This is a genomic window from Dictyobacter vulcani (assembly GCF_008974265.1).
Taxonomy (GTDB): domain Bacteria; phylum Chloroflexota; class Ktedonobacteria; order Ktedonobacterales; family Ktedonobacteraceae; genus Dictyobacter; species Dictyobacter vulcani.
Map to the genome: position 1 here is coordinate 97,389 of NZ_BKZW01000004.1, position 23,157 is coordinate 120,545.

At 53.2% G+C, this 23,157-nt stretch carries 22 protein-coding genes; 15 read left to right on the forward strand and 7 right to left on the reverse strand.

Annotated elements, in window-relative coordinates:
• Window positions 1–214: 214 nt before the first annotated feature.
• From KDW_RS27740 to KDW_RS27750, 3 genes are all read left to right on the forward strand, one after another.
• Window positions 215–1,252, forward strand: coding sequence for an RluA family pseudouridine synthase (locus tag KDW_RS27740; RefSeq protein WP_151759171.1), 1,038 nt, complete (start codon window positions 215–217; stop codon window positions 1,250–1,252).
• Window positions 1,253–1,393: 141 nt separating this feature from the next.
• Window positions 1,394–1,939: a hypothetical protein gene (locus KDW_RS27745; protein ID WP_151759172.1), complete on the forward strand. Its 546-nt coding sequence runs from the start codon at window positions 1,394–1,396 to the stop codon at window positions 1,937–1,939.
• 380 nt (window positions 1,940–2,319) lie between these two features.
• Window positions 2,320–4,194 (forward strand): MutS family DNA mismatch repair protein, encoded by a 1,875-nt coding sequence (locus KDW_RS27750; protein WP_151759173.1) that lies wholly within the window; start codon window positions 2,320–2,322, stop codon window positions 4,192–4,194.
• Window positions 4,195–4,280: 86 nt separating this feature from the next.
• Here the strand turns inward: KDW_RS27750 and KDW_RS27755 are convergent, their stop codons facing one another.
• Window positions 4,281–4,952 (reverse strand): orotate phosphoribosyltransferase, encoded by a 672-nt coding sequence (locus tag KDW_RS27755; protein ID WP_151759174.1) that lies wholly within the window; start codon window positions 4,950–4,952, stop codon window positions 4,281–4,283.
• A 272-nt stretch (window positions 4,953–5,224) separates the two neighbouring features.
• Here KDW_RS27755 and KDW_RS27760 point away from each other — a divergent pair, with 272 nt between their 5' ends.
• A complete protein-coding gene (locus KDW_RS27760) occupies window positions 5,225–7,123 on the forward strand; it encodes an ABC-F family ATP-binding cassette domain-containing protein (RefSeq protein ID WP_151759175.1) in 1,899 nt (632 codons plus the stop codon).
• A gap of 68 nt (window positions 7,124–7,191) precedes the next feature.
• Here the strand turns inward: KDW_RS27760 and KDW_RS27765 are convergent, their stop codons facing one another.
• Together KDW_RS27765 and KDW_RS27770 are read right to left on the reverse strand one after the other, a co-directional pair.
• Window positions 7,192–8,307, reverse strand: a complete 1,116-nt coding sequence (locus KDW_RS27765) for a tetratricopeptide repeat protein (RefSeq protein WP_151759176.1) — start codon at window positions 8,305–8,307, stop codon at window positions 7,192–7,194.
• 14 nt (window positions 8,308–8,321) lie between these two features.
• The gene (locus KDW_RS27770; protein ID WP_162005671.1) at window positions 8,322–9,005 is read right to left on the reverse strand and encodes a caspase family protein; all 684 of its coding nucleotides are present in this window, start codon (window positions 9,003–9,005) and stop codon (window positions 8,322–8,324) included.
• A gap of 731 nt (window positions 9,006–9,736) precedes the next feature.
• Between KDW_RS27770 and KDW_RS35405 the strand changes: the two genes are divergently transcribed.
• From KDW_RS35405 to KDW_RS27810, 9 genes are all read left to right on the forward strand, one after another.
• Window positions 9,737–10,018: a dephospho-CoA kinase gene (locus KDW_RS35405; protein WP_162005672.1), complete on the forward strand. Its 282-nt coding sequence runs from the start codon at window positions 9,737–9,739 to the stop codon at window positions 10,016–10,018.
• Window positions 9,999–10,343, forward strand: a complete 345-nt coding sequence (locus KDW_RS35410) for a dephospho-CoA kinase (RefSeq protein ID WP_162005673.1) — start codon at window positions 9,999–10,001, stop codon at window positions 10,341–10,343. Before KDW_RS35405 ends, KDW_RS35410 begins: the two co-directional genes overlap by 20 nt.
• Window positions 10,344–10,389: 46 nt before the next feature.
• A complete protein-coding gene (locus KDW_RS32030) occupies window positions 10,390–10,758 on the forward strand; it encodes a hypothetical protein (RefSeq protein WP_162005674.1) in 369 nt (122 codons plus the stop codon).
• Window positions 10,755–11,402 carry an alpha/beta hydrolase gene (locus KDW_RS27785; protein WP_503826630.1) on the forward strand — a complete coding sequence of 216 codons (648 nt, stop codon included), beginning with the start codon at window positions 10,755–10,757 and terminating at the stop codon, window positions 11,400–11,402. The genes KDW_RS32030 and KDW_RS27785 overlap by 4 nt, the downstream gene beginning before the upstream one ends.
• A 418-nt stretch (window positions 11,403–11,820) precedes the next feature.
• On the forward strand, window positions 11,821–13,173 hold the full coding sequence (locus KDW_RS27790) for a branched-chain amino acid ABC transporter substrate-binding protein (protein ID WP_151759181.1): 1,353 nt from the start codon (window positions 11,821–11,823) through the stop codon (window positions 13,171–13,173).
• Window positions 13,174–13,363: 190 nt separating this feature from the next.
• Window positions 13,364–14,305 carry a branched-chain amino acid ABC transporter permease gene (locus KDW_RS27795; RefSeq protein WP_151759182.1) on the forward strand — a complete coding sequence of 314 codons (942 nt, stop codon included), beginning with the start codon at window positions 13,364–13,366 and terminating at the stop codon, window positions 14,303–14,305.
• 103 nt (window positions 14,306–14,408) lie between these two features.
• On the forward strand, window positions 14,409–16,457 hold the full coding sequence (locus KDW_RS27800; RefSeq protein WP_151759183.1) for a branched-chain amino acid ABC transporter permease: 2,049 nt from the start codon (window positions 14,409–14,411) through the stop codon (window positions 16,455–16,457).
• 24 nt (window positions 16,458–16,481) lie between these two features.
• Window positions 16,482–17,357 (forward strand): ABC transporter ATP-binding protein, encoded by an 876-nt coding sequence (locus KDW_RS27805; RefSeq protein WP_151759184.1) that lies wholly within the window; start codon window positions 16,482–16,484, stop codon window positions 17,355–17,357.
• Between the two features lie 44 nt (window positions 17,358–17,401).
• Window positions 17,402–18,106: an ABC transporter ATP-binding protein gene (locus tag KDW_RS27810; protein ID WP_151759185.1), complete on the forward strand. Its 705-nt coding sequence runs from the start codon at window positions 17,402–17,404 to the stop codon at window positions 18,104–18,106.
• A 28-nt stretch (window positions 18,107–18,134) separates the two neighbouring features.
• Here the strand turns inward: KDW_RS27810 and KDW_RS27815 are convergent, their stop codons facing one another.
• The 4 genes from KDW_RS27815 to KDW_RS27830 all read right to left on the reverse strand — a co-directional run bounded on the left by KDW_RS27815 (window position 18,135) and on the right by KDW_RS27830 (window position 20,677).
• Complete coding sequence (locus KDW_RS27815) at window positions 18,135–18,341, reverse strand: hypothetical protein (protein WP_151759186.1); 207 nt, start codon at window positions 18,339–18,341, stop codon at window positions 18,135–18,137.
• 92 nt (window positions 18,342–18,433) lie between these two features.
• Window positions 18,434–18,799 (reverse strand): nitroreductase/quinone reductase family protein, encoded by a 366-nt coding sequence (locus tag KDW_RS27820; RefSeq protein WP_151759187.1) that lies wholly within the window; start codon window positions 18,797–18,799, stop codon window positions 18,434–18,436.
• Window positions 18,800–19,289: 490 nt separating this feature from the next.
• Complete coding sequence (locus KDW_RS27825) at window positions 19,290–20,213, reverse strand: TolB family protein (RefSeq protein ID WP_162005676.1); 924 nt, start codon at window positions 20,211–20,213, stop codon at window positions 19,290–19,292.
• Window positions 20,214–20,356: 143 nt separating this feature from the next.
• Window positions 20,357–20,677 carry a hypothetical protein gene (locus KDW_RS27830; protein WP_151759189.1) on the reverse strand — a complete coding sequence of 107 codons (321 nt, stop codon included), beginning with the start codon at window positions 20,675–20,677 and terminating at the stop codon, window positions 20,357–20,359.
• A gap of 111 nt (window positions 20,678–20,788) precedes the next feature.
• On the opposite strand from KDW_RS27830, the gene KDW_RS27835 reads away from it, so the two are divergent.
• Window positions 20,789–22,462, forward strand: a complete 1,674-nt coding sequence (locus KDW_RS27835; protein WP_151759190.1) for an ATP-binding protein — start codon at window positions 20,789–20,791, stop codon at window positions 22,460–22,462.
• On the forward strand, window positions 22,455–23,153 hold the full coding sequence (locus tag KDW_RS27840; protein WP_151759191.1) for a response regulator: 699 nt from the start codon (window positions 22,455–22,457) through the stop codon (window positions 23,151–23,153). Before KDW_RS27835 ends, KDW_RS27840 begins: the two co-directional genes overlap by 8 nt.
• Window positions 23,154–23,157: the final 4 nt, after the last annotated feature.

The following is a 23,157-nucleotide window of genomic DNA, read 5'->3' on the forward strand; positions in this document are numbered from 1 at the left end:
AAAACCGCTCCTCAAGCCACATTAAAGCATTTTATGCAACCAATTGTACCGGCCGCGCTTGCCTCCCATACTTTTCGTTGAAGCACGTTTGTGGTTGCAAAAGCTGTGTGAAAAAAAGCAGCGGATCGTCCGTGGCGCCCTCCCCACGTACACCTTGCTTGCTGGTTACGTCGAACCATCTCTCAACATATCGCTAAGTGAAACGTATTAGCGCTTGCCTCTGCGACCAGTTGACGTCCGACATGTATCGGCAGCGCTGGCAAGCGCGGGCAATCCATATATTGACGTTGAGGAGAGAAACGCCTATACTCACGGCATGGACATTGCTGACGTTTCATGTGTTTATGAAGATCATTATCTCCTGATTATGAATAAGCCTGCTGGCCTTGTCATTCATCCCACGTATAAGCATGCTGATGGTACAATGTGGGATGCGGTGCTGGCCTATCTGGCGACGAAAAATGGAGATGATTGGGTCCCACCGACGCTGCCGGATGATCCGGAGTGGGCGGGGGCACCTGCTGCTGTGCAGACGATGCTGCGTGAGAAGCGCCTGCAACGTCTGTGGAAGGAAGATGGTTTGTTGCCGCGCCCCTGTCTGGTGCATCGCCTGGATAAAGATACTTCGGGCGTGGTGGCGCTGGCACGGACGGAGCGTTCGCGCCGTCATCTGATCAAGCAGTTTCATGATCACACGATTAGCAAGAGTTACCTGGCGGTGATTGCGCGTGGCGCTGACTCCTGGGCTGACCCCCGTGCGCCCTTCACGATCACCAGACGTTCGTCAACGGCCGGGGAGCAATTGGTGGATGGTCGCTGTTTCTATACCGCAACGCCGGAGGATGAGTTTATACTGGATGGTCCGCTGGACCGGGATCCCGATGAGCGCCGACGCTGTATCGTGATTTCCGGTGGACAGGAGGCCCGCACGGCTGTGCGTGTGCTGGGCATTGAGGAGCCGTTTGCCTTGCTTGAGGTGCGCCCGATTACTGGTCGTACCCATCAGATCCGTGCCCATCTGGCCGCATCGGGGAACGCCATCGTTGGCGATCAAATGTATGCGCCATCCGGACACGGCGCGACGGCACGTTATCCCTTACTGCGCCAGTTTCTCCATGCTCATCGCCTGACGTTACGCCGCTATCCACTCAATGATCCCTATACGTTTACCGCACCTTTGCCAGATGATATCAATAACTGGCTGCATGATTGTTGTCCCATTTTATGGCATACTGTGACAAACCGGGGATAAAGAGTGAGGGTGCAGGGAGCGCAGCGTCCCTGCCGGGGTCTGGGGTGTCCCCAGAACATCCTCCACCTCACCTCACGCCGTAGGCGTGCAGGAAAGCTTTTGTTATTTCCCTGTTTGATTGGAAAAAGGTTCATAATAACTATGCAAACTGAATCCTATCCGTCGAATACTGGTCCCATGGCCCAATTGAGTGCCGAGGACAAAAAGAAGCGTCTGGATGCGATGGTGAAGATCTGGCAAAGTGATACCGAGAAGCGCTGTCAGCCGGAGCGCTTGCCTGCCTTTATCACTTCAACGGGCCTGGATGAGTATCGCTATTCGATCTGGCTGCGTTTTCCTGAATGGGAGCGTAGTGCCGTGATTGGACAGGTGATTACGCTTCAGCGTTCGTCGCAGGGAAAGCAGGTTCCAGTCTTATTTACCCAGTGGCGACATGATCCGTTGCTGCAACGCATGCCGGACTGGAAGCAGCAGTTGCCCGATGAGACGGTCTTTAATATTTCGGTGCGTTTAACTCCTGCTGGTCTTGGTGAGGGGAGCAAGTGGGCGATTGTGATGCCGCGTGATCTGGTGCCACGCTATAAGCCTGGCTGGCCTACGCAGAAGGATTGGGTGAGCTGGACACAATCTTTTGACTGGCTCGCGGTCGGCATTGGCTTTGTCCATGCCTTGCTGGACGCCCTGTAGCGGCAGCCCTCGCGGCTGCGACCACTTTATCGTACCTACGAGCGCCCCTCACGCAACGGCGCCTTCACGGCTGCCCCCGTTGCACGTATAAGTAAGTGCCTGTCTGTACGTGGAACGGAGGCAGCGGCAAGCGCCCCCGTTGCACGTATAAGTAAGCGCCTGTCTGTACGTGGAACGGAGGCAGCGGCAAGCGCCCCCGTTGCACGTATAAGTAAGCGCCTGTCTGTACGTGGAACGGAGGCAGCGGCAAGCGCCCCCGTTGCGTGGGGGCTGCTTGCTCGAACGCGAACAGGTCGCAGGTGCAAGACCTGCCGCTACGGCAACGTTCCAGAATAGTGTGGACACCCTTAAAGGATACCTTTAAAAAGGAAGAGTCAAGCATGGAAACGATATTTGAACAGCAAGCGGCAATCGAGCGACAGTATGCACGCATCCAGCGGCGCCTGGCGAAAACGCAGTTGCTTGACCAGAGCAACAAGATGCGTACCCTGGGTGTTATCGGCGTGGGCCTGTTTCTGATTATTATCGGGCTGGCTGTTTTGCCTGTGCTGGGCTTTATCTTTATTCTGCTGACCGCTCTGGCTTTTTATCTCCTGTCGCGCTTCCAACCCAAAGTCAATCAGAGCATGCTGCGCTACCAGGTCTGGTTACGTTTGCTGGATGAGCAGAAGGCACGCCTGAATCTGGACTGGGATGCGATGCCGGCGGTGCCGCCGCGCGATGAGCAGGAAGAGGTGGATCATCCGTTTGAAATCGATCTGGATATCAGTGGGGAGCGTTCGCTGCATCGTTTGCTTAATACCGGGGTCTCACTTGAAGGTATGCTGCGCTTGCGCGACTGGTTGCTGGAACTTGAGCCGGACCACGAAATGCTCAGTGAACGCCAATCTCTGGTGCGTGAATTGATTCCCATGACGCGTTTTCGCCATAAGCTTCAGCTCTACTCGCTGTTTGCGACGCGTTTCACCAGTGATCCCGTTGACGGCGATCGTCTGCTGGACTGGTTGGATACGCAGTCAGAATCAAAGCAAAAGCTCTCGTCACTGCTGATTGCGCTGGCGCTGTCTGCCCTCCTCTATCTCACCGTCATCCTGTTCGTTTTTGTGCATACCTCGCCGCTCTTTTGTGTGGTGGCCTTGCTGTGCTCGCTGATCTGGTATTTAAGAACCAAAAAAGAGCAGGGAAATCTGGCCGAAGATACCTATCAGCAACGGGTGGCCTTTGGCCAGTTGCAGCAGATCTTTGGCTACCTGGAAAATTATCCCTATGCCAGGAACTCACCGCTCTGGCATCTGTGCGAGCCTTTCTTTGAACACGCCGAGCACCGGCCATCGCGGCTCCTCGCCCGCTTAGAGCGGATTACGGGTCGAGCCACCTTAGCACGCAGTCCTGAAGGCTGGATGGCCTTAAACGCGCTTTTCCCATTAGGCGCGATCCTCGCCTATCAACTAGATCAATGTAAAGCCCTGATCGCTCAGTATCTACCGATCTGGCTGGATGTCTGGTATGAACTTGAAGCGACCTGTTCCCTGGCCAACTTTGCCGAGATGAATCCCGACTACACTTTTCCCGAACTGGTCCCTGACCGCCAGACCGGGTCCGCGCCGGTTTTCCAGGCCGAACAGCTTGGACATCCACTGATCAAAAAAAGCAAAAAAGTCAGCAACGATTTTCAACTGGATGCTCAGGGTGAGATCCTGCTGATCACCGGTTCCAATATGTCTGGTAAGAGCACGTTTCTACGCACGATAGGTGTGAATCTCTGCCTTGCCTATGCTGGAAGTGTCGTCAGTGCCAGCCTGCTGCGCACCTCGATCTTTGAGCTCTACGCCTGTATTCGCGTCACTGATTCGCTGGCCGACGGCTACTCCTACTTCTACGCCGAAGTCAGACGCCTCAAAGGCCTGCTCGAACGCCTGGAATCCGGCACCCGTTATCCCATCTTCTTCTTGATCGACGAAATCTTCAAAGGTACCAACAACTACGAACGCCTCATCGGCAGTGAAGCCTATATCCGTACGCTGGTCGAAAAGAAATGCGTTGGAGCCATCTCCACCCACGACCTCGAACTGGTCCAACTCACCGAACTCTTCCCATTCATCAAAAACTACCACTTCAAAGAAAACATCACCGACGACCAGATGAACTTTGAATACCTCCTGCGCACAGGACCCAGCCCCACGCGTAACGCCCTGCGCATCATGCAAATGGCCGGCCTCCCCGTCAAATGGGACGCCCCTCAACCGCAACCGTAGGTTCGATCCTCGCGGTCGATTATTTTCGCACACAAAAAAGGGAAAGGGGTAATCAATACACCTTTCCCTTTTTTGGGGTAATTGAACTATAAGTTGAGTGTTCCGGTATGGGGTTCAATCTGTTTGTCGCGTAGATATTCAGCACACCTACGGTAGGTCTCCTCGGTAATGAGGCCCCTTGACATATAGTGAGTGAGCATCACATCAAGCTTTAAGATGCTTATCAAGTTATAGCCATGACGGTGTAAACGCTCAACGGCGCCATGTTCGCGATCAACGAGAACAATAACGTCTTTGACTTTCAGGCCATTCTCCTCAAGGAGTGATGTCGTTTCGAGGATACTTCCTCCACGAGTGATCAGATCGTCGATAATAATCGCAGTATCGCCTTGAGTATAATGTCCCTCTATTCCGCGTTTGCCCGTTCCTTCCGGACGGCTACGTGCATAAATAAGAGGAATATTCGTTTCCAGTGAATAGGCCGTCGCCAGTAATAGTCCACCCACGGGCACTCCCGCGATCAGGGAGAAGGGGTGAACACGTGGACGACGTAATGATTGAGCTAAATCGATTTCTTGTTGCATTAATTTGCTTGCAACGCGCAGTGCGGTTGGGTTACTAATTAAGACCTTTGGATTCACGAAAACAGGGGAACTTACAGCCGATTCACTGACTGTAAAGTTGCCAAACTGTACGCCTCCGAGGTCAAATAACGTTTGGGCCAACCACAAATTATCCAGAGACTGCTCTTTCGCCACCTCAGCATCCTTTCTCTCAACAGAAGGATTTGTTTCCTCAGTATATCATATACCGTATAAGTTCAGTCAAATTTTATTTTTCATAAACTCGACCAGACTTATGCTCTTATCTTCTCACAGGAAGGCAATGGCACTAAATATCTTGTACGATTCAGCCTCGCATTTAGTTGTGTACCCCCTGGCTTTCCTCTTGCACCGGATGGGTTGTTATGGTACGCTACCTCCAAACATGTATGCTAAAAATTGCTTGAAAAAAACTGGGTGAAGATAATATGCCTGTCGTAAGTGTAATACATTTAGGAAAATCTTTTGGGGCGGAGCGGATCTTTTCTGATCTGAGTTTCCAGATTGATCCACAGGATCGCATTGGCCTGGTTGGACCCAATGGGGCAGGGAAGTCGACGTTGTTGAATATTCTGGCCGGTCGCGAGGAGCCTGATGAGGGTTCGATTGCGATTGCTCGTAATACGCGCATTGGCTACCTGACTCAGGTTACCGATTTTCATCCCGGTAATACGTTGCGCGAGGAGATGGTGTCTGTCTTTGCCGAGTTGCGGCAATGGGAGCAGGAGCTGAGCGAGCTGGCGCTCAAGATGGCTGGAGATCAGTCGGATGCCGCTCTGTTGCAGCGCTATGATCAGCTGCAGGTGCGCTATGAGCATGCCGGCGGCTATACCTATGAGAATCGCGTTGAGCAGGTCCTCGACGGTCTGGAATTTACGCGTGAGCAGCAGCAGTCTCCAGTAATGCAGTTGAGTGGTGGCCAGCAGACGCGGGCGGCCCTGGGTAAGCTTTTGCTGCAGGAGCCGGAGGTGCTGTTGCTGGATGAGCCAACGAACCATCTGGATCTGGCGACCCTGGAATGGCTGGAGACGTATCTCTCGACCTGGAAGGGTGCGATGGTGATCGTGGCCCACGATCGCTATTTCCTGGATAAAGTGGTTTCGCGCACGATTGAGCTGGCGTTTGAGCGCATCGAGGAATATCCGGGTAACTATACCAAATATCTCTCGCTGCGTGAGGAGCGTATGGAGCGCCGTCGCCGTGAGTATGAGGCGCAGCAGGCTTATATCGCGCATACTGAAGAGTTTATTCGCCGCTATAAAGCTGGCCAGCGTAGCCGCGAGGCGCGTGGTCGCCAGACGCTGCTGGATCGTATGGCGCGTGTGGAGCGGCCACAGGATATGCCGGAACTGAATTTTGAGTTTAATTCGGTGACCAATAGCGGCCTGGTGGTGATCTCGACGCAGAAACTTGTTGCCGGTTATGGTAAAGGTGGGAACGAAAACGCCCTGGTGCATGTGTCGGACCTTGAGATGTTGCGCGGCGATCGTGTCGGCTTGATTGGTCCGAATGGTGCTGGTAAGACGACGCTGTTACGTACGTTGATCGGTGAGTTGTCGCCGTTGAGTGGGCACGCGAATATCGGTCATGGCGTGCGCATCGGTTATTATTCGCAGAGCCACGATGGCCTGAATATGGAGCGCAGTATCGTTGATGAGATTCGTCAGGTCAGTGTCCTGAGTGAAGAGGGAGCGCGTAGCTTCCTGGGCCGTTTCCTGTTCTCTGGCGATGATGTGTTCAAGCAGATTGGTATGCTCAGCGGTGGTGAGCGCAGCCGTGTCGCGCTGGCCAAACTGACCCTGCAAGGCTCCAACCTGATGGTCCTGGACGAGCCAACCAACCACCTGGATCTGGGATCGCGGCAGTTCCTGGAAGAAGTGCTCAGCGAATTCGATGGCACTTTGCTCTTTGTCTCGCACGACCGCTACTTTATCGACAGCCTGGCCACCAAAGTCTGGGCCATTGAGGACGGCGTCCTGAATGCTTATCAGGGTAACTACACGGAATACCGCACCCGGCACCAGCAGATCGTGATTGGTAATCCTGCTAAAGCAGCTCCCAAAGCTGCCCCGGCCAAACCTGTGGCTCCCGCGAAAGGTAGCGGCAAAAAAGCTGGCAAAACCAAAGCCAGAACCCTTGAAGATGTTGAGCGTGATGTCGAGAAAGCTGAGGCCCGCGTTACCGCCCTGGAAGCGGAGCTCTCCCAGGCCGCTCTGGAGGCCGACGCTGACAAACTCACGCAACTCTCCGCCGACTATGAACAGGCCAAAGTCCGTGTCGAGGAACTGGTTGCCGAGTGGGAACAAGTCGCCGACATGGCCAGTTAAACGCGCAGCAAGCCAAAAGGCTCTCCCCACCGGGCATGGGGAGAGCCTTTTGGCTTGCTGCGCGGATGCTAGCTTTTTTTGCGTCTCATCCGTACAGGCAAGCCGCCGATGAAGCCACCGAGGGCCAGGATAAACGGGACCGCGGCCGCGGCCGCGAGCCAGATACCCAGGGCGATGATGGGCATGAATAAACTCGGGCGCAGGTTGATCTGGCTGATGAGGAACCTCTGGCCTACCAGGCCGAGTCCTCCCAGAATGGCTGCGAGCAGGACCGAGAAGATGCTGGTCTCGATCAGCAGGGCGATACCGTAGCGGAATGCGCCGCGAGCGGCGTTGACGCACAGGACGGCGATGCTCATGCTGAGCAGCAGCAGTCCGATATAGGGGATACTGGCCATGATGGCCAGCAGTCCAATCCCTACCAGTCCCATGATCAGACCCAGGATGCTGATGGCGCTACCGAGCATGAAGGCTTTACCTGCGCTGCCGGTGGCTGGCTCATCTTTTCTGGCTGACTTTAATTTACTGCTTGCTCGTTCGGGCGTCTGGGTCTGGGCTACGGCCAGGCTCCCCATGATGTTGTTTTTGATCACATAGGTTTCGGGATTCTGCGCATCCAACTCCAGTGAGCGCTCAACGGCGTTGAGTGCCTGCTGATGTTGCCCCTGGTTGCTGAGCACGACGGCGCGCATACTCCAACCCATGGCATTATCCGGATCGAGCTGCAGGATATGTTCAATGGTCTGCTGTGCCTCACTATAGCGGCCGGCAGTTCCCATCAACTGTCCTTTCAGGATCAGTGCAGGGAGATCATTGGGTGAGACCTGCAGGACCTGCTCGACGAGGTTGAAGGCTTCACCATAATTTTGTGCCTGGAACATTTGTTGTGCCTGGGCTACCATCTGCTGAAGTTGCTGCTCGCGCTGTGGATCCAGCGTCGAGGAGGCAACGTTACCTGTGGTGGCTGTCGAGGCCGCCCCAAAAGGGAGGCTTCTCTTTAACAGCATGCCGCTGGTATGAGGGCCAGGAGGGCTCATGGGCACACCAGTCTGGGCAAATGTCCCGCTTGGGCTACTAAGATCTGGCTCTGGTAGGCTTCCCAGGATCGTAAAGGGCGTTTGCTGCTGACCAAAGAGTTGGGGCCGGTGTTGCTCGTCAAGTACGCCGAACAGATAGGCATGCAACTTTGAGAGAGTTGCTACCCTGTCGTTGGATCAACAGCCGGTCCTCCCAGGCCCATGATTATACTATGGACCAGTGGACCAATACCGTGCTCGCTCGTTTCTCTTGCCTGTTCATTGCCACGGCAAGAGGACAAAAATAGCCGGTTGGGAAATGTTTGCAACAGACCCAGTACGGCACTGCCGAGCAGTGGCTTTGAGTCATATGGGGAAGTTCGGCGCATATTCCAGACTGGTCCCGTTTGGAAACAATCGAAAATACAGAGAATCTGCGCGGCTCGACTCTGGGTTAGAACATGCTGGGAGAAAGAATGCAGACTCAAACAGGTAGATGGATCTTGATAGCGGGAATTGTTAAATGCCAGATATCCCTCACCTGAGCGTTCATCCACAAAGGCGTGGCCTGCGAAATAGAGCAGGATTGAGTCACCTTCCTCTGCTTTATGGAGACATATTTGTGTAATCAGTGATTCTATAAGTTCCCTGGTGGCATGTTGACCCTGTACGAGCTGCACATCTGGGGGAGACCACTTGCCTCCCTTATTATTTACCAACCACTGGGCCAGGGCGCGGGCATCATTTTCGGCGCTTTGAAGTGGACGAAATGTACTGTCCTGATACTGATTCATGCCGATGATGAGGCCGATATGCCTGGGTTGCTCTCGCTGTGGCGGCGTTTTTGTCAACTCTCCAGAATACATTTTGTTCCTTCCAGTTTTGATTGCGTGGCCTATCGACTGGCCTGTGTACAATGGGCGCACATACCAGTGATAGTTATCTGCATCCATTGTACCTGTGTTTATATCAACTGGCAAACATAACTACTCATTCGTACTTTACAGGTCCGGCATCTGTCTACTATAGACGTTACTCAATCGTACATAGAATCAAAAGGATGTGTTCTTGTAACAATGATTATTTACTGCGCTGATTTTATCTATATAGAATAATAACGATCCGTGTATAAGAAGAAAGTACCAGTTGCATGCGCAATGGTCAGGGTGAGTGGATCGCTTCGAGTGTGGTTTTTTTAGTGGTTTGTAGCCTATTGACAACAAGACTATTTGGGTGCTTCTCTATAATGGTCTGTAGTCGCTTACAACTTTAGTACACCACACTGCAAGTATACATTATCAAGCGCTCTGCTACGAAAAAAATGAGGACTTTTGGCTCGTACAGGATGCAGGAGTATTTCCTAAAATTCCTTCTTTTTTCAATTATCCTGAGCTGTTTTCCTCTGATATAATGAGAGGGGATTTAGCGTTTACATTATGTATCGTTAATTCTTCCACAGCTCGCGCCTGTGGCGCTCGCTTTATTTGTACGTGTCATGAGCGTGCCAGGCGGCCTTGAGGGTGACGCGATTTTGAGATACGGAGCCGCAGCGAAATATCGTTCAACGCTTATCAGCAGAAAGGATGTTGCTCTTTTTATGCCATATGTGCTTGGGATTACAGGCAATATTGCTTGTGGCAAGACGTCGGTGGGGCGGATGGTGCTGGAACTTGGTGGTGAGCGTTATATTGATGCCGATGCGCTGGTGCATCGTTTATATGAGCCCGGGCAGCCGATTGCGCTGCGGGTGGGTGAGCTTTTTGGGGACGCTGTGTTGACGGCGGATGGTGGGTGGATCGCAAGGCGCTGGGTTCGATTGTCTTTCATGATCCTGAGTCCTGCAACGTCTGGAACGGGTTGTGCATCCAGCAGTCCATGAGGCTGTGCGGGCTGAACTGGCAACGGTCAGTCCCGAGGGGATTGCGGTTCTGGATGCGGTAAAGTTGCTTGAGGGCGGATCTGGGAAATTTTGTCAGAAAAAGTGGCTGATTGTTTGCCCCGTCGAACAACAGTTGCAACGTCTGATTCGACGCAATGGTTTAAGCCTGGCAGAGGCTCAGGCACGTTTACAAGCCCAACCAGACCCTACTGTCCAGCGAAATCTGGTCGATGAAGTAATTAATAATGGGGGAACGCTGGAGTCGACTCAGCAGCAGGTTGCTGCGGCCTTTGGGCGTTTTTGTGCTCAATTTGCGCCTAAATAATCAATTGTATGGAGAACTTACGATGCGGCGATCCTGTAAATGGAGTATGTTTATATTTACTTTTTATATGATATTCCTTGCGTCGGTGGCCTGGTGTTTGCATGCTGTCTATGTTTCTCCAGTGAATGGTGCGGCCTATACACTGAAACAGATGGCTCAGCAGAATACCTGGGATGTGCAGACCGACCCTCTTATTCCAGCGGTCCAGGAAGATGGTAGCAATGCCTCTACCTTGCATCGTTCTGAGAAGTCAGAGCTTTTTCAATTGACCAAAGGCTTGCGCCCGGGGCTGCTAAACCGATTCCGGCTGCCAGGGATATTCATGCCATTCCAGTTTTTGATGTTTCTTTTTATAATGAACGTGGCAATCTTATCTCGGGTTGGCTGGCTGTACACTCACCGCAATCACCGGTGATTATTTTGACGCATGGTACGCCTGGAAATCGTGTAGATATGTTGCAACGTGCAACTTTCCTTTATAACCATGGCTATACAGTACTCTTATTTGATTTTCAAAGCTATGGTTTAAGTCAGGGCACAATGTCGACTTTAGGTCTGGTGGAATCTGGCGATATCCTGGCGGCGATCTCGTTTTTACATGCCTATCCTGATACGAGTGATAGTAAAATCGGCGTGCTTGGCCTGTCGATGGGCGCGACGGCCTCCGTGCTGGCCGCGGCCCGCAGTACCGATATTGTCGCTCTGGTCGCCGAAAGTTGTCCTGTAGATGCGACACGGGTGCCTGGTGATGTACCGAACGACCAGGTCAGGGATGCTGATCGTGAGTTGGTTGAGGATGTGTATGGCGTTGATATTACTCAGGCGCGCCCCATCGACGTGATCAACAAACTGACGGGTCGGACCGCTCTCTTCTTCGTGAATGGTGACAATGATAATCAGACGCCTCTAGCGGGCATGACGGCTCTCTACCAGGCCGCTGGCACTCCCAAGCAATCCTGGATCGTTAGTGGCGCGGGCCATGCCCAATCCTATGCTCTGGCCAGCAGCGATTACGAAACTCGCGTCGACCAGTTCTTCGATACCTACCTGCATGCCTGATTCCCCCATTTCTACGAACGAAAGCGGATCATGACGACACGCTTTCGTTCGTAGCTGCTACAGACTGAATTTCTCCTCTCCTGTTGCATAGTTGGGAAGAATGCCTATTGACATCGTGGTTGGCAATACATATAATCCCTTCAATCTCTCTGCCTTACCTGCGATAAAACGTTGGCGTTGCAATTCAACTTGTCTGCTGGCTTTGTGCGTGATGGATGCTTGCTTTCCAATGAGATAGGGCTGATTGGTGAGATTTACTTACTTCGCAACGTATTTATTTTTGTAAGGTAGTAACGTCCTTACTATTAGTACAGCAACCTGTGACCCCTTTTTGCATTGTTTTTTTATTAGCTATTCGAAGGTGGAAGGTGTTTCACGGTAACGGTGGACACTTATTGAAAGGCAGGCTGACTACATTATGCGACGAAGTCCGTCTCGTATTTTTGCCTCATTGTTAGGCTTTACGCTCATTATCGGCATCCTGACCGCTTGTGGTGCTGGTAACCCTGGTGGCTCAACGCCTGGAAACGGCAGTAACGGTGGCACACAAGGAACGATTACCATCAAGATTGGTACTGAATTTCCAACCACTGCCGGTGATGCTTCAACCGGTATGCCCGCGCAAAATGGCGCAACCCTGGCCATTAAAGAGGCCAACGACTCCAATTTCTTACCCGGCTACAAATTTGTCCAGGTTGCTAAAGATGACGTTGGTGCCAGTGGTACCCACGATCAGACCGTCGGCCAGAAGAACGTAACCGATCTGATTGGTGATCCTCAGGTCGTGGGTACCGTGGGACCAATCAACAGTAGCGTGGCCCTGGCCGAAATGCCAACCACTAACAGGGCCCCAATGGTTCTTATCAGTCCTTCAAACACCAATGACTGTCTGACCAAAGAGACTCCTGCATTTGAGTGCGGTGGCGCGAAGAGTAAGGTAAATCAGTTGCGCCCAACCGGAAAAGTAACCTATTTCCGTACCGCTACCATCGACCAGTATCAGGGTGCTGCTCTGGCCGTTTATGGGCACAAGACCAAAGGCTATAAAACCGCCTACGTCATTGATGATACCGAGGCCTATGGTGTTGGTCTGGCTAAGAACTTTACTACCTATTGGACTAAGATTGGTGGTACGGTACTTGGTAGCGCCAGTATCAAGCAGACGAACTCCTACGAGAATATCCTGACCGAGATCGCAGGCAAGCACCCAGACGTGATCTTCTTCGGTGGTAACGACTCTACCGGTGGTATTACCATTCGTCAGCAGATGAAGAGTGTTTCTGGCCTGGCCAACACACCTTTCCTTGCTGGTGATGGTTCCAAAACTTCGGCCCTGGCCAAGGCTGTGAAGCCTCTGGGTGGCGGTCCAGTTTACACTTCTATCCCTGGTATTGATCCAAGCCAGTCTCCTGCTTCAAAAACTTTCTTCGATGCTTACACCAAGCAGTTTGGTCCCGATGCCATTGGTGCGTATAGCGCCGGCGGTTATGACGATACCAAGATCTTGTTGAATGCCATCAAATCAGTGGTCACAAGCAAAAAAGCTGACGCTCCAAAGGATTCAAACGATGACGCAGGCGCCGCGAAGTTCCGTCAGGCTGTCATCGATGCCGTGCAGAACATTCAGTATGATGGAGTTACTGGCCATCATAGCTTCGACAAAAACGGCGATACCACTAACCATTTCATCTCCCTGTACACCATCGGTGATCTAGGTAGCGGCGATGGCTGGAAGTTCCTGGAGCAGGTTGACACCAGTAGCCTGCAATAAGTGACAGTAAAAAAGTATCCGGGAAGCTTTGTTTGATGAAAATTGAACGAAGGTTCACGGAATACCTGGAGAGGCATTAGCGGAAACTTTTTCAGGCTGATACCTTTCCAGGTTGTTTCTTTTCTTTTTTCCTCTCTTCATATTGTCCCTTTAGTCCGTTTGCTTCGCGAAGATAAGGAGTAACCAGCTGATGGCTACTTTCTTAAACCTGTTAATCGTTGGTCTGGCCACAGGTGCGATTTATGCCCTGATTGCGCTGGGATATACGATGGTTTACGGTATTATCGAGCTGATTAACTTTGCTCACGGCGATATCTTTACGCTTGGGACGTTTGTCACTATTGCTATTCTCAGTATGCTGGGGGTGACGGCTGCCAATCCGCCTTCCACAATGAGTTGGGTGCTGGTCAGTGAACTGGCTCTGGCCTGTATAGGCTCCTTTCTCTTTTGTGCGGTATTGGGTGTCTTGATTGAACGTGTCGCCTATCGACCGCTGCGCAATGCACCACGTCTGGCCCCCCTGATCTCGGCGATCGGTGTGTCGTTGGTTTTGCAGGATGTTGGTAAGCTCTGGTTTGGCAATACCAATGTTTCTTTTGTGTCATTGCCAATTGGTAGCGTCCAAATGGGTCCGGTAAATGTTGATGTGATTAACATTTTTGTACTGGTCGTGGCGATTATCCTGATGGCTGGTCTGCAACTGCTGGTGACGCGTACCCGTATCGGTCGTGCGATGCGTGCGGTGGCGCAGGATCGTGATGCGGCTGCCCTGATGGGTGTGAACGTCAACCTGATCATCGGCGTCACGTTCTTTATCGGTGCTGGTCTGGCCGGGGCTGCGGCTTTCATTTACAGTCTCAAGTTTCCCAATACCTATTTCTACCTCGGTTTTGAGCAGGGCTTGATTGCGTTTACTGCTGCCGTGCTGGGTGGTATTGGAAATCTGGTGGGTGCGATGTTTGGAGGCCTGATCATCGGCTTGATCTATTCGCTGGTGACCTTGATTCCTGCTACCGTCCTGCCACATGGTGGTAATGCCTGGAACAAGGCCGTCATCTTTGCGATCTTGATTTTGATTCTCGTTTTCCGCCCCTCTGGTCTTTTTGGACAGAATACACCTGAGAAAGTGTAACGCGAGAAATTGGAACGCGGCGGTTTCTCCAATGGCAATCGTGAAGACGTAGCTGCGATTGTATGGAGTAAGTACATCAAGCGTCAGAGTGAGGTGATAAAACGTGGCTGTATCAGAAAGTCCTCGTAAATTACTCCCAAATACCGAGACTCGCAAGCTTTTGCTTAAATGGCTGGTAGCCGTGCTTGTGCCTGTCTGCGTATTTACTTATGTCTGGGTTGGCGAGCAGATGGTGAATGGCGTCTGGCTCAGTCTGCTCTATCCAGATGTTACCAGTCTGGACCATGATCCCTGGTCCTTGATTATCCAGTCTCTCTTCCTCCTGCTGGTCTATGGATCGGCGATTGCGTTGTCGGGCTATCTGGTTGCAGCGGATAGTGGCCGACGTAATATGCTGGAAGTCTGGTTCGATGTTGCGTTTGCGACAGTTGTTCCTCTCGTATTACTGGCGGTGACCTCGAATCTCTTGATTAGTATCGGCCTGGCGGTAGTGGTCTGGGGTATCTACCTGTTTGTGCGTACCCGCATTCGCCGGGCGCGTCACTATACGCCGCCGGCTCCGTTGGCGAGCCTGCATGTGATTGATGATAAGGAGCGCGGGGCGCTGTTGCGCCTGGCTCAGCAGGCTGGTCTGTGGTTTGGCATCATCTTTGCTGTGATTACCCTGGTGGCGGACATAATCTTTTTTGCTACTGATCAACTGGCACCTTTATTGTTAATCTGGGTCGCGGTGCGGACGGTATTGTTGCCGGTAGCTGGCTATTTCCTGGGTCGCCTGGGTGGGCGCATGGCTCTGCGTTATACGGTTGCACCGGACGCTGGTATCGAGGTGGCGCAGTCTGAAGGGGCTCAGCGTGGTCGGATGGGATGGCGTGGGAATGCTCGCAAAGTGAGTCGCGAGGAGCAATTGCAAAGCCTCTCGGCCAGCCGGGCCAGTGAAGAGGCGCGGGATGTCGTGCCTAATGATAAACCATTACAGAGTCGTGGCGCGACGCGCATCTATCTGATGCTGCTGATGACTTTTGTTGTGCTCTATCCGATCCTGGATCCGATTCTCTTTGGCTCGGGAACTAAGGGCCGGATTACCAGCTATGGTGACCTGGGCTTCTATGTGATTCTGGCCCTGGGTCTGAATATCGTGGTGGGTTTTGCTGGTCTGCTGGACCTGGGCTATGTGGCCTTCTTTGTTATTGGCACCTATGCCTGGTCGATGGTCGGCTCGCCGCAGTTCTATGTATTGACTGGCATGATCGCGCGCCCGGAGATCTTTTCCTGGTTCTTCTGGCCCATGCTTATTATCGCGGCCCTGCTGACCGCGCTCTGGGGGGTTCTGCTGGGTGCGCCGACGCTCCGCTTACGTGGTGACTATCTGGCGATTGTGACGCTCGGTTTTGGTGAAATTATCCCGATCGTCTTTACGCAGATGGATAAATATACCAACGGTACCGACGGTATCGCCGGCGTCTATCCTCCGGCCACACCCTGTATCGGCTCTTTCTGCCTCAACTGGAGCAATAGTCCGACGCCCTACTACTACCTGATCTTGATTTTGATCGGTGTCTGTATTTTCGCGAATGTGCGCCTGCGTGACTCACGCATGGGACGTGCCTGGATCGCGATTCGTGAGGATGAGATTGCGGCTGCGTCGTCCGGTATCAATCTGGTGAATACCAAGTTGTTCGCCTTTGCGGCCGGTGCGTTCTTCGCGGGTATCGCGGGTGTCTATCACGCCGCTAAACTGGGTACAGTGGCTCCTGGAGATTTCAACTCGACTGACTCGATTATCTATCTGGCCATGGTCGTGATCGGTGGTCTGGGCAGTATTCCTGGTGTGCTGGTCGGTGCGGTTGTGGTGTATGCCATCAACCTGCTGATCCTGAACCAGCTGGATACCTATGCCAGTGATCCATCGAATTTCCTGCATTTTCTGCCGCAGCTGATCCACAACTTTACGTTCTCCAATGTGCGTAACTTGCTCTTCGGCATTATCCTGATTGTGATTATGATCTTCCGGCCTGAAGGCTTGATTCCAAGTGCCAGACGCCGGCGTGAGCTGCATCATACCACAAATGAGGATGAAGAGGCCGAGCCTTCTGCGCTGGATCAACCTCCCGGGACGCCTGAGTTTGAAGCTGAGATGAAGGTGGAGTAGTCGCCACAAAGGAGGAGATGAAAGATGAGTTCAGAAGAGGTAAGAACGAGTAGTCAGCCGGCCGCGGCGGCGGTTGCCAGTAAGACGGAAGCCTTGCTGGAACTGCGTAACGTCACCAAAACCTTTGGCGGCCTGACGGCGGTCTCGAAGGTAGATCTGATTGTACGGCCACGCGAGATCGTGAGCGTGATTGGTCCGAATGGTGCGGGTAAAACCACGGTCTTTAATCTGATTACGGGCATTTATGAACCTTCATCCGGAGAGATCTTGCTGGCTGGCCGCTCGCTGGCCGGCCTTTCTCCGGACAAGATTGTGCTTCAGGGTATTACGCGGACATTCCAGAATATCCGCCTGTTCAATAACATGACGGTACTGGAAAACGTGCTGGTGGGACAACATACGCGCTTGAAAGCCGGGGTGCTGGGATCCCTTTTCCGCACGCGTAGCGTCGTCGCGGAGGAGAAAAGGGCACGTGAGCGGGCACTGGAGCTGCTGGGCTTCTTTGGGACCGCGCTGGTGGCGCGGCAGGATGAGTATGTGATGAATCTCTCGTATGCCGATCGTCGTCGCGTTGAGATTGCGCGTGCGCTGGCGGCAGATCCCAAATTGCTCCTGTTGGATGAGCCCACGGCCGGTATGAACGAAGTTGAAACCCTGGAGGCGGTAAAATATATTCGTCGCTTGCGTGACGAGCTTGGACTTACGATTCTCTTGATTGAGCATAAGCTGGCGGTAACCATGGGTATGTCCGATCATATCGCGGTCCTGGACTATGGCCAGAAGATCGCGGATGGCTTGCCCGATGAGGTTCGCTATGATGAGCGCGTCATCGCTGCCTATCTGGGTCGGCAGTCAGAGACGAAGGCGGAAGATGATGAGTCAGCCGCCGAGGAAGCCTGAAGGAATGTCCATTACATTACAATAGATAGGTCAAGAGGTCTATAATGTTACGACTCGTTGATGTCAACACATATTATGGTCCGAGCCATGTGTTGCAGAATATTTCACTTGAGGTTGAGAAGGGAGAGATTGTCTGTCTGCTGGGTGCAAACGCGGCCGGTAAGACTACGACCATGAAGACAATCTTTGGGTTGGCGCGTGCCAGCAGTGGCACGATTAACTTTAACGACCAGCAAATCGAGCGCAAATTGACCGGTGATATCGTCAAATCCGGCCTGGCGCTGGTGCCTGAGGCCCGCCGTATCTTCCAGCGTATGACGGTGCGTGAGAACCTGGAGATGGGGGCGTATACACGCGCCAACAAGCAAGAAATCGCCGCCGACATGAACTACGTCTGCGAAATCTTTCCGCGCTTGCGTGAACGTCTCAAACAGATCGCCGGCACCATGTCTGGTGGTGAGCAGCAGATGCTCGCCATGGGTCGCGCCATGATGTCGCGACCCAAGATGATCTGCATGGACGAGCCATCCATGGGACTCTCACCCAAGCTGGTCGAGACCGTCTTCGACACCATCCTGCGCATCCGAGATGAAGGCATGACCATCTTCCTGGTTGAGCAAAACGCCTCCATGGCCCTCAACCTCGCCGACCGTGGTTACGTGCTCCAGACCGGAAAAATAGTGCTGAGCGACACAGCCAAAAACCTACTCACCAACGACCTGGTCCGCCAGGCCTACCTGGGCAGCTAACCCGTAGCGGCAGCCTACAAGGCTGCCGCTACTTGTCGAGTTTGGTGTGGAGTTCGGCGATGCGTTCGATGACCTGGGCGAGGGTGGTGACGTTGAGGTCTTCCATGTCTTCGCGCAGGGATTCCAGGTGCTCCAGGAGCTCCATTTCGCTGTACTCATTCATGTCATCCAACGTATCTTCTTCGGGCTCCGGGTTCCGGCCGACCAGGTGTAATTTAGAATCTTTCTTGCTCATGTGGTCCTCCAAATAATCAATAACTGCGTCTCTGTATTGTCCAGGCCCTCGATCAGGACCTTTGCAGTATTCAGTTTTCCTATCGCTGGTTCCTACTGTATCCTATTTCGTATCACAATAGCAATGGGTAGCGAGTCGCGGGCCCATTCGGTGAGGTCGTCGCTGCTGCGCGGCGTATATTTCGTCTCTACCAGGCGACGGGCCAGTGCATCCTCTTCGCTGGCGGCTTCCACTACATGGGCCTCGCCTCGATACAGTTGTTCTCCCAATTTAACCTGTATTTCTGGCTGCTGCATAATATTCCGCACCCAGTCTGCTTTCTCGCGGCCACCGGCCAGCAGGTAGAGGGTGGTGTCCTGGAGCGCGAACCAGATCTCAATTGTATGCATGTTCCCGGAACGCCGTCCGGTTGTGCTCAAATAACAAAAATCGTCTTCAACATATTGTATTATATTCATATAGTTTTGTGTTCCTTTCGTGATTTGTTACGCTTACGGGTACGGGTTGCAGCCTTGAAGGCCAATACGTTTCGGTTATGGATGGAATGGCTACAATGGTGGCATGATCATGAAGCAACGCATGCAAAAATGATCAAGAGAGATACAAATGGTAGGTTCGACCCTTTGGGTCGATTGTCTCCCCCCACACGATTGTCTCCCCCACACGATTGTCTCCCCCCACACGATTGTCTCCCCCACACGATTGTCTCCCCCCACACGATTGTCTCCCCCACACGATTGTCTCCCCCCACACGATTGTCTCCCCCACACGATTGTCTCCCCCCACACGAATGCATTGCCTAACATGTCATAGTTTGCTCATGGTCAAGCAAGGATAGTATGCAGGGAACCAATCGACCCAAAGGGTCGAACCTACTTTCGTTCATCTCCTCTAAGGATCAAACCGTCCCTGGGCTTAAGCGAAACGTATTGGCCTTGAAGGCTGCCGCTACGATAAGAATGATGCGTTGGGATCCTGGTGGGTCCAGCCGGGTTGGGTGATCTGGCCGTTGGTGATGAGTTGGGGTTTGCCCTGGATCTGGCCTTGCTGGTTGATGGTGGCGGTGTAGAGTCCCTGGCTGTCGGGTAGGGATTGGTTTTGCCATTTGAGGCGGCCGTGGCTCAGGAAGATGAATTGTTGGCTGTCACTGGACCAGGGGCTGTTGGCGATGGGTTGCAGCAGGGTGCTGGTCTGTCCCAGGGCGGCTGGTGGCGTGGCCTGGTTGCTGCTACTGTCACTGAGTAGCCGGGTCTGTTTTTTGCTGGCGATGTTGACGATAGAGAGATTATGGTGGCCGTCGAGCAGGAGAAACTGGCCGTTGGGGGACCAGGCCGGGATAGCGTCGGTTTCTGCTTTAATGGTGAACTGACTGTTATCCTGTATGTTGATCAGGGTGAACTGATTACCACTGCTGTAGAGGACATAGTTGCCGTCGGGCGACCAGGCGAACTGGGTGCAGGTGCAGGTGGCAATCGGGGTGGAAGGTCCTTCGAGGGTGCGTAATCTCAATTGGATTGAGAGCTGATTTTTGGTGCTATTTTCACTGGTCTGCTTTTCGATGGCATAGAGAAAGCTCTGATTCTGGTGTCCCGGCCGCCAGAGCAGGCGCTCTAATGAGGCTGGCAGGGGATGACCCGGAAGCACATCGCCTTTCTTTGTTTTATCGCTGCCCGCTATGCTGGTGGTAAAGATGTCGTTGGCGTTATTGCCGAGGATCTGGTAGTTTTGTGTATCATAAGAAATAGAGGGGATCGAGTAGGTGGGGGCGAAGGGTTTGGCGGCGATGCCACCGGGCTGGTCGCTCTGGGCGATCCACCATTGGGCGTCGCTGGGATTGGTGACCGTGTTTTTTGGGGTTTGACGATAGAGCAAACGTGTGCCGTTGCTGTTCCATTGTGGATTGCTGTAGTTGACGCTCGGACTGGAGAAGGCGATCGAGATCGGGGTGCCGCCATCGACTCCGATGGTGTTGAGGGTGGCGGGGGTGTCGGTAATGACTGGTGAGGTGGTTTCGGCTAAGAGTTCTCTGGCTTCCAGCGTTTTGTTGAAGTCTTCATCCAGACTGCGAAAGGCCAGGAGTTGATGATTGGGGACCAGGCATAGCCGACCACGGGCGTGTTCTGGGAGACGGTCGCAAAGGCATTATTGCCATCGGGATCGATGGTCCAGAGCTTGCCATCGCGTATAAATGCCACCACACGCTCCCCAGAATGTCCGGGGGCGCACGCCGCCAGGAGTCCCAGGCTGAGCACAAGGAGGAGGAATGCAAGGATGTTTTTGTGTTTGTGTTTTGTGGGCCGGGTGTCGTGCGAATGCCTGGCCAAGCGACTGAGCATAAAGAGCGCTCTCCTTTTTTTTCTTTATCTTGTGTGATATCCTCTCATGAGGAAATATCAAATTTGTAGTTAGAACCTATCTAGAACTATCTAGAGGTCTCATCGAGTGCAATGAAAAAATTTCAGCACCTGCTGTTCCTTGGGAACACCGAGGGGCAGCGCCGTCAGCGTTTTGCCACAGATGCCGGTCTGGCCGTTGTGTTGACGATGCTTGTGACGGTTATTATCTATCTGGCGCATCTCTATCCAGCTATCCCGAACATCTCGTTTTTGTATCTATTGGTTGTGCTGGGGCTGGCCACGATGCGTGGGCTCTACGCGGCTGTGATTGCGTCACTGATCGCGTTCATGAGCTTTGACTTTTTTCTGGTGCCGCCGTTCTTTACGTTCTCGATTAATAAATCCGAAGAGTGGTTGGCGCTCTTCATATTTTTAGTTACTGCGATTATTACGGGCGAGCTTGCCTCGGCGTTGCGACAACGGGCCGAACAGGCCCTTTTGCGTGAGAAAGAGACGCGGGCACTCTATGAGCTAGTGAATGCGACGACCAACGAGGATAATCTGGATCGCCAGCTGGATGTTGTGTCCCATGCGGTCGTGAATAATTTTGGTTCAGCTGGTGTGACGGATTGCGCGATTTTGCTGCCGGATGTCCATGGCAAGCTGACGCTGCAATCGGATGCGCGTCAGGATGTGGTGCATATGCAACTGTCACCGGATGAGATGCGTACCGCGGAATCGGTGATGCGCGAGGGGCGCATCTTTGATTTCTATATCGATGCCGCCAAAGAGCTCCCGTTCCGGTTCCGCCGTATCCTGCATGGGACGCCTTCAGAACAAAATTATGTGCGTCTGGTGCCGTTGCATCAGGGGACGCGGGTAGTCGGGGTAGCACGGCTGTTGATGAATAATGGTCTGCGCCGTTTTCCGGTTGAGCGGGCGCTGCTGGATACAGCCAGAGATCTGAATCATCAGGCGACCTTTTTCTGGACCTTTATGGATCAGGCCACGGCGATGATTGAGCGGGCTCGCTTGCATCGAGAGGCGCTCCAGATCGAGCTACTCAGGCGTACCGATGCCCTGCGCTCGGCCCTGCTCTCCTCGGTCTCGCACGATCTGCGTACCCCTCTGTCCTCGATTAAGGCGGCGGCCAGTAGTTTGCTGCAAGAGGATGTAGAATGGGATGAAGAGGCGAGGCGTAGTTTTGCGCTGGCGATAGAGAAAGAGGCTGATCGACTCAATCGCCTGGTTGGGAATATCCTGGATATGTCACGCATCGAGGGTGGTGCCTTGCAGGCGGAAAAAGAGTTGTATCCGCTGGGTGAGGTGATCCACGATGTGCTCGGCCATATGCAAACGATCCTGCAAGATCGCACGGTGCATACACGCATCCCAGAGGATCTGCCACCGGTGCCGTTGGATTATTTACAGATCGATCAGGTGATTACTAATCTGCTAGAGAATGCTGTTCGCTATACGCCGCCCGATTCTCCGCTGGACATTACAGTAGAGGTGGTGGGGGATGCGGTCCAGGTCAGTATCGCGGACCATGGTCCCGGTATTCCACCGGATGATCTGGAGCGTATTTTTGATAAGTTTTATCGCGTCTCAGGCGCAAAGCGCCGGGCTACCAGTATTATGGGCACCGGTCTGGGCCTGGCGGTCTGTCGCGGCTTAATTGAGGCCCATGGTGGGCGTATCTGGGCTGAAAATCGGCCTGAGGGTGGCGCGATTTTTCGCTTTACCTTGCCACTAGATAATAAAGAGGAACATAGTCATGAGTAAGAGTGGGGCTCGTATTCTTATCGTTGATGACGAGATCGAAATTTTGCGTGCGCTCCAGCGCAGTCTATCGGCGCACGGCTACGAGGTGTTTACGGCTGATACCGGTGAGGCCGCCCTCGAAGGGGTCATCCAGCATCGTCCGGACCTGATCCTGCTGGATCTGGGTTTGCCAGGGATCAGTGGCCTGGATGTCTGCCGCAAGGTGCGTGAGCAATCGAACCTGCCGATTATTGTGCTCTCGGTCAAAGACACCGAGCGCGACAAGGTTCTTGCCCTTGATCTGGGTGCCGATGATTATGTCTCCAAGCCCTTCGGCATGGATGAAGTCCTCGCCCGTGTCCGGGTCGCCCTGCGCCATACCGCCCAGATCCAATCCGGGACCGAGCCGATCTTCAGCGCCGGACCCCTCAAAGTCGATTTTGCTCAGCGTAGCGTGCATGTGAACGACAAAGATGTCAAACTTACGCCGACCGAATATGATTTGCTCAAAGCACTGATCAAGAACCGTGGCAAGATCATGACGCGCCAGATGCTGCTCACGCAGGTCTGGGGCACCGGCTATGGCACAGAAGCCCACTATCTGCATGTCTATGTCGGCCAACTGCGCCGTAAGATCGAGCCTGATCCTACCCATCCCCGCTTCATCCTCACGGTTTCCGGGGTCGGCTACCGCTTCACTAGCGACGATTAATCCC

What these genes read in the sequence shown, in the direction of transcription:
- KDW_RS27745 (WP_151759172.1), top strand. Translation starts at nt 1,394, where the DNA reads ATGCAAACTGAATCCTATCCGTCGAATACTGGTCCCATGGCCCAATTG.
- KDW_RS27750 (WP_151759173.1), top strand. Translation starts at nt 2,320, where the DNA reads ATGGAAACGATATTTGAACAGCAAGCGGCAATCGAGCGACAGTATGCA.
- KDW_RS27760 (WP_151759175.1), top strand. Translation starts at nt 5,225, where the DNA reads ATGCCTGTCGTAAGTGTAATACATTTAGGAAAATCTTTTGGGGCGGAG.
- KDW_RS27770 (WP_162005671.1), bottom strand. Translation starts at nt 9,005, where the DNA reads ATGTATTCTGGAGAGTTGACAAAAACGCCGCCACAGCGAGAGCAACCC.
- KDW_RS35405 (WP_162005672.1), top strand. Translation starts at nt 9,737, where the DNA reads ATGCCATATGTGCTTGGGATTACAGGCAATATTGCTTGTGGCAAGACG.
- KDW_RS32030 (WP_162005674.1), top strand. Translation starts at nt 10,390, where the DNA reads ATGTTTATATTTACTTTTTATATGATATTCCTTGCGTCGGTGGCCTGG.
- KDW_RS27790 (WP_151759181.1), top strand. Translation starts at nt 11,821, where the DNA reads ATGCGACGAAGTCCGTCTCGTATTTTTGCCTCATTGTTAGGCTTTACG.
- KDW_RS27795 (WP_151759182.1), top strand. Translation starts at nt 13,364, where the DNA reads ATGGCTACTTTCTTAAACCTGTTAATCGTTGGTCTGGCCACAGGTGCG.
- KDW_RS27805 (WP_151759184.1), top strand. Translation starts at nt 16,482, where the DNA reads ATGAGTTCAGAAGAGGTAAGAACGAGTAGTCAGCCGGCCGCGGCGGCG.
- KDW_RS27810 (WP_151759185.1), top strand. Translation starts at nt 17,402, where the DNA reads ATGTTACGACTCGTTGATGTCAACACATATTATGGTCCGAGCCATGTG.
- KDW_RS27815 (WP_151759186.1), bottom strand. Translation starts at nt 18,341, where the DNA reads ATGAGCAAGAAAGATTCTAAATTACACCTGGTCGGCCGGAACCCGGAG.
- KDW_RS27820 (WP_151759187.1), bottom strand. Translation starts at nt 18,799, where the DNA reads ATGAATATAATACAATATGTTGAAGACGATTTTTGTTATTTGAGCACA.
- KDW_RS27830 (WP_151759189.1), bottom strand. Translation starts at nt 20,677, where the DNA reads ATGCTCAGTCGCTTGGCCAGGCATTCGCACGACACCCGGCCCACAAAA.
- KDW_RS27835 (WP_151759190.1), top strand. Translation starts at nt 20,789, where the DNA reads ATGAAAAAATTTCAGCACCTGCTGTTCCTTGGGAACACCGAGGGGCAG.
- KDW_RS27840 (WP_151759191.1), top strand. Translation starts at nt 22,455, where the DNA reads ATGAGTAAGAGTGGGGCTCGTATTCTTATCGTTGATGACGAGATCGAA.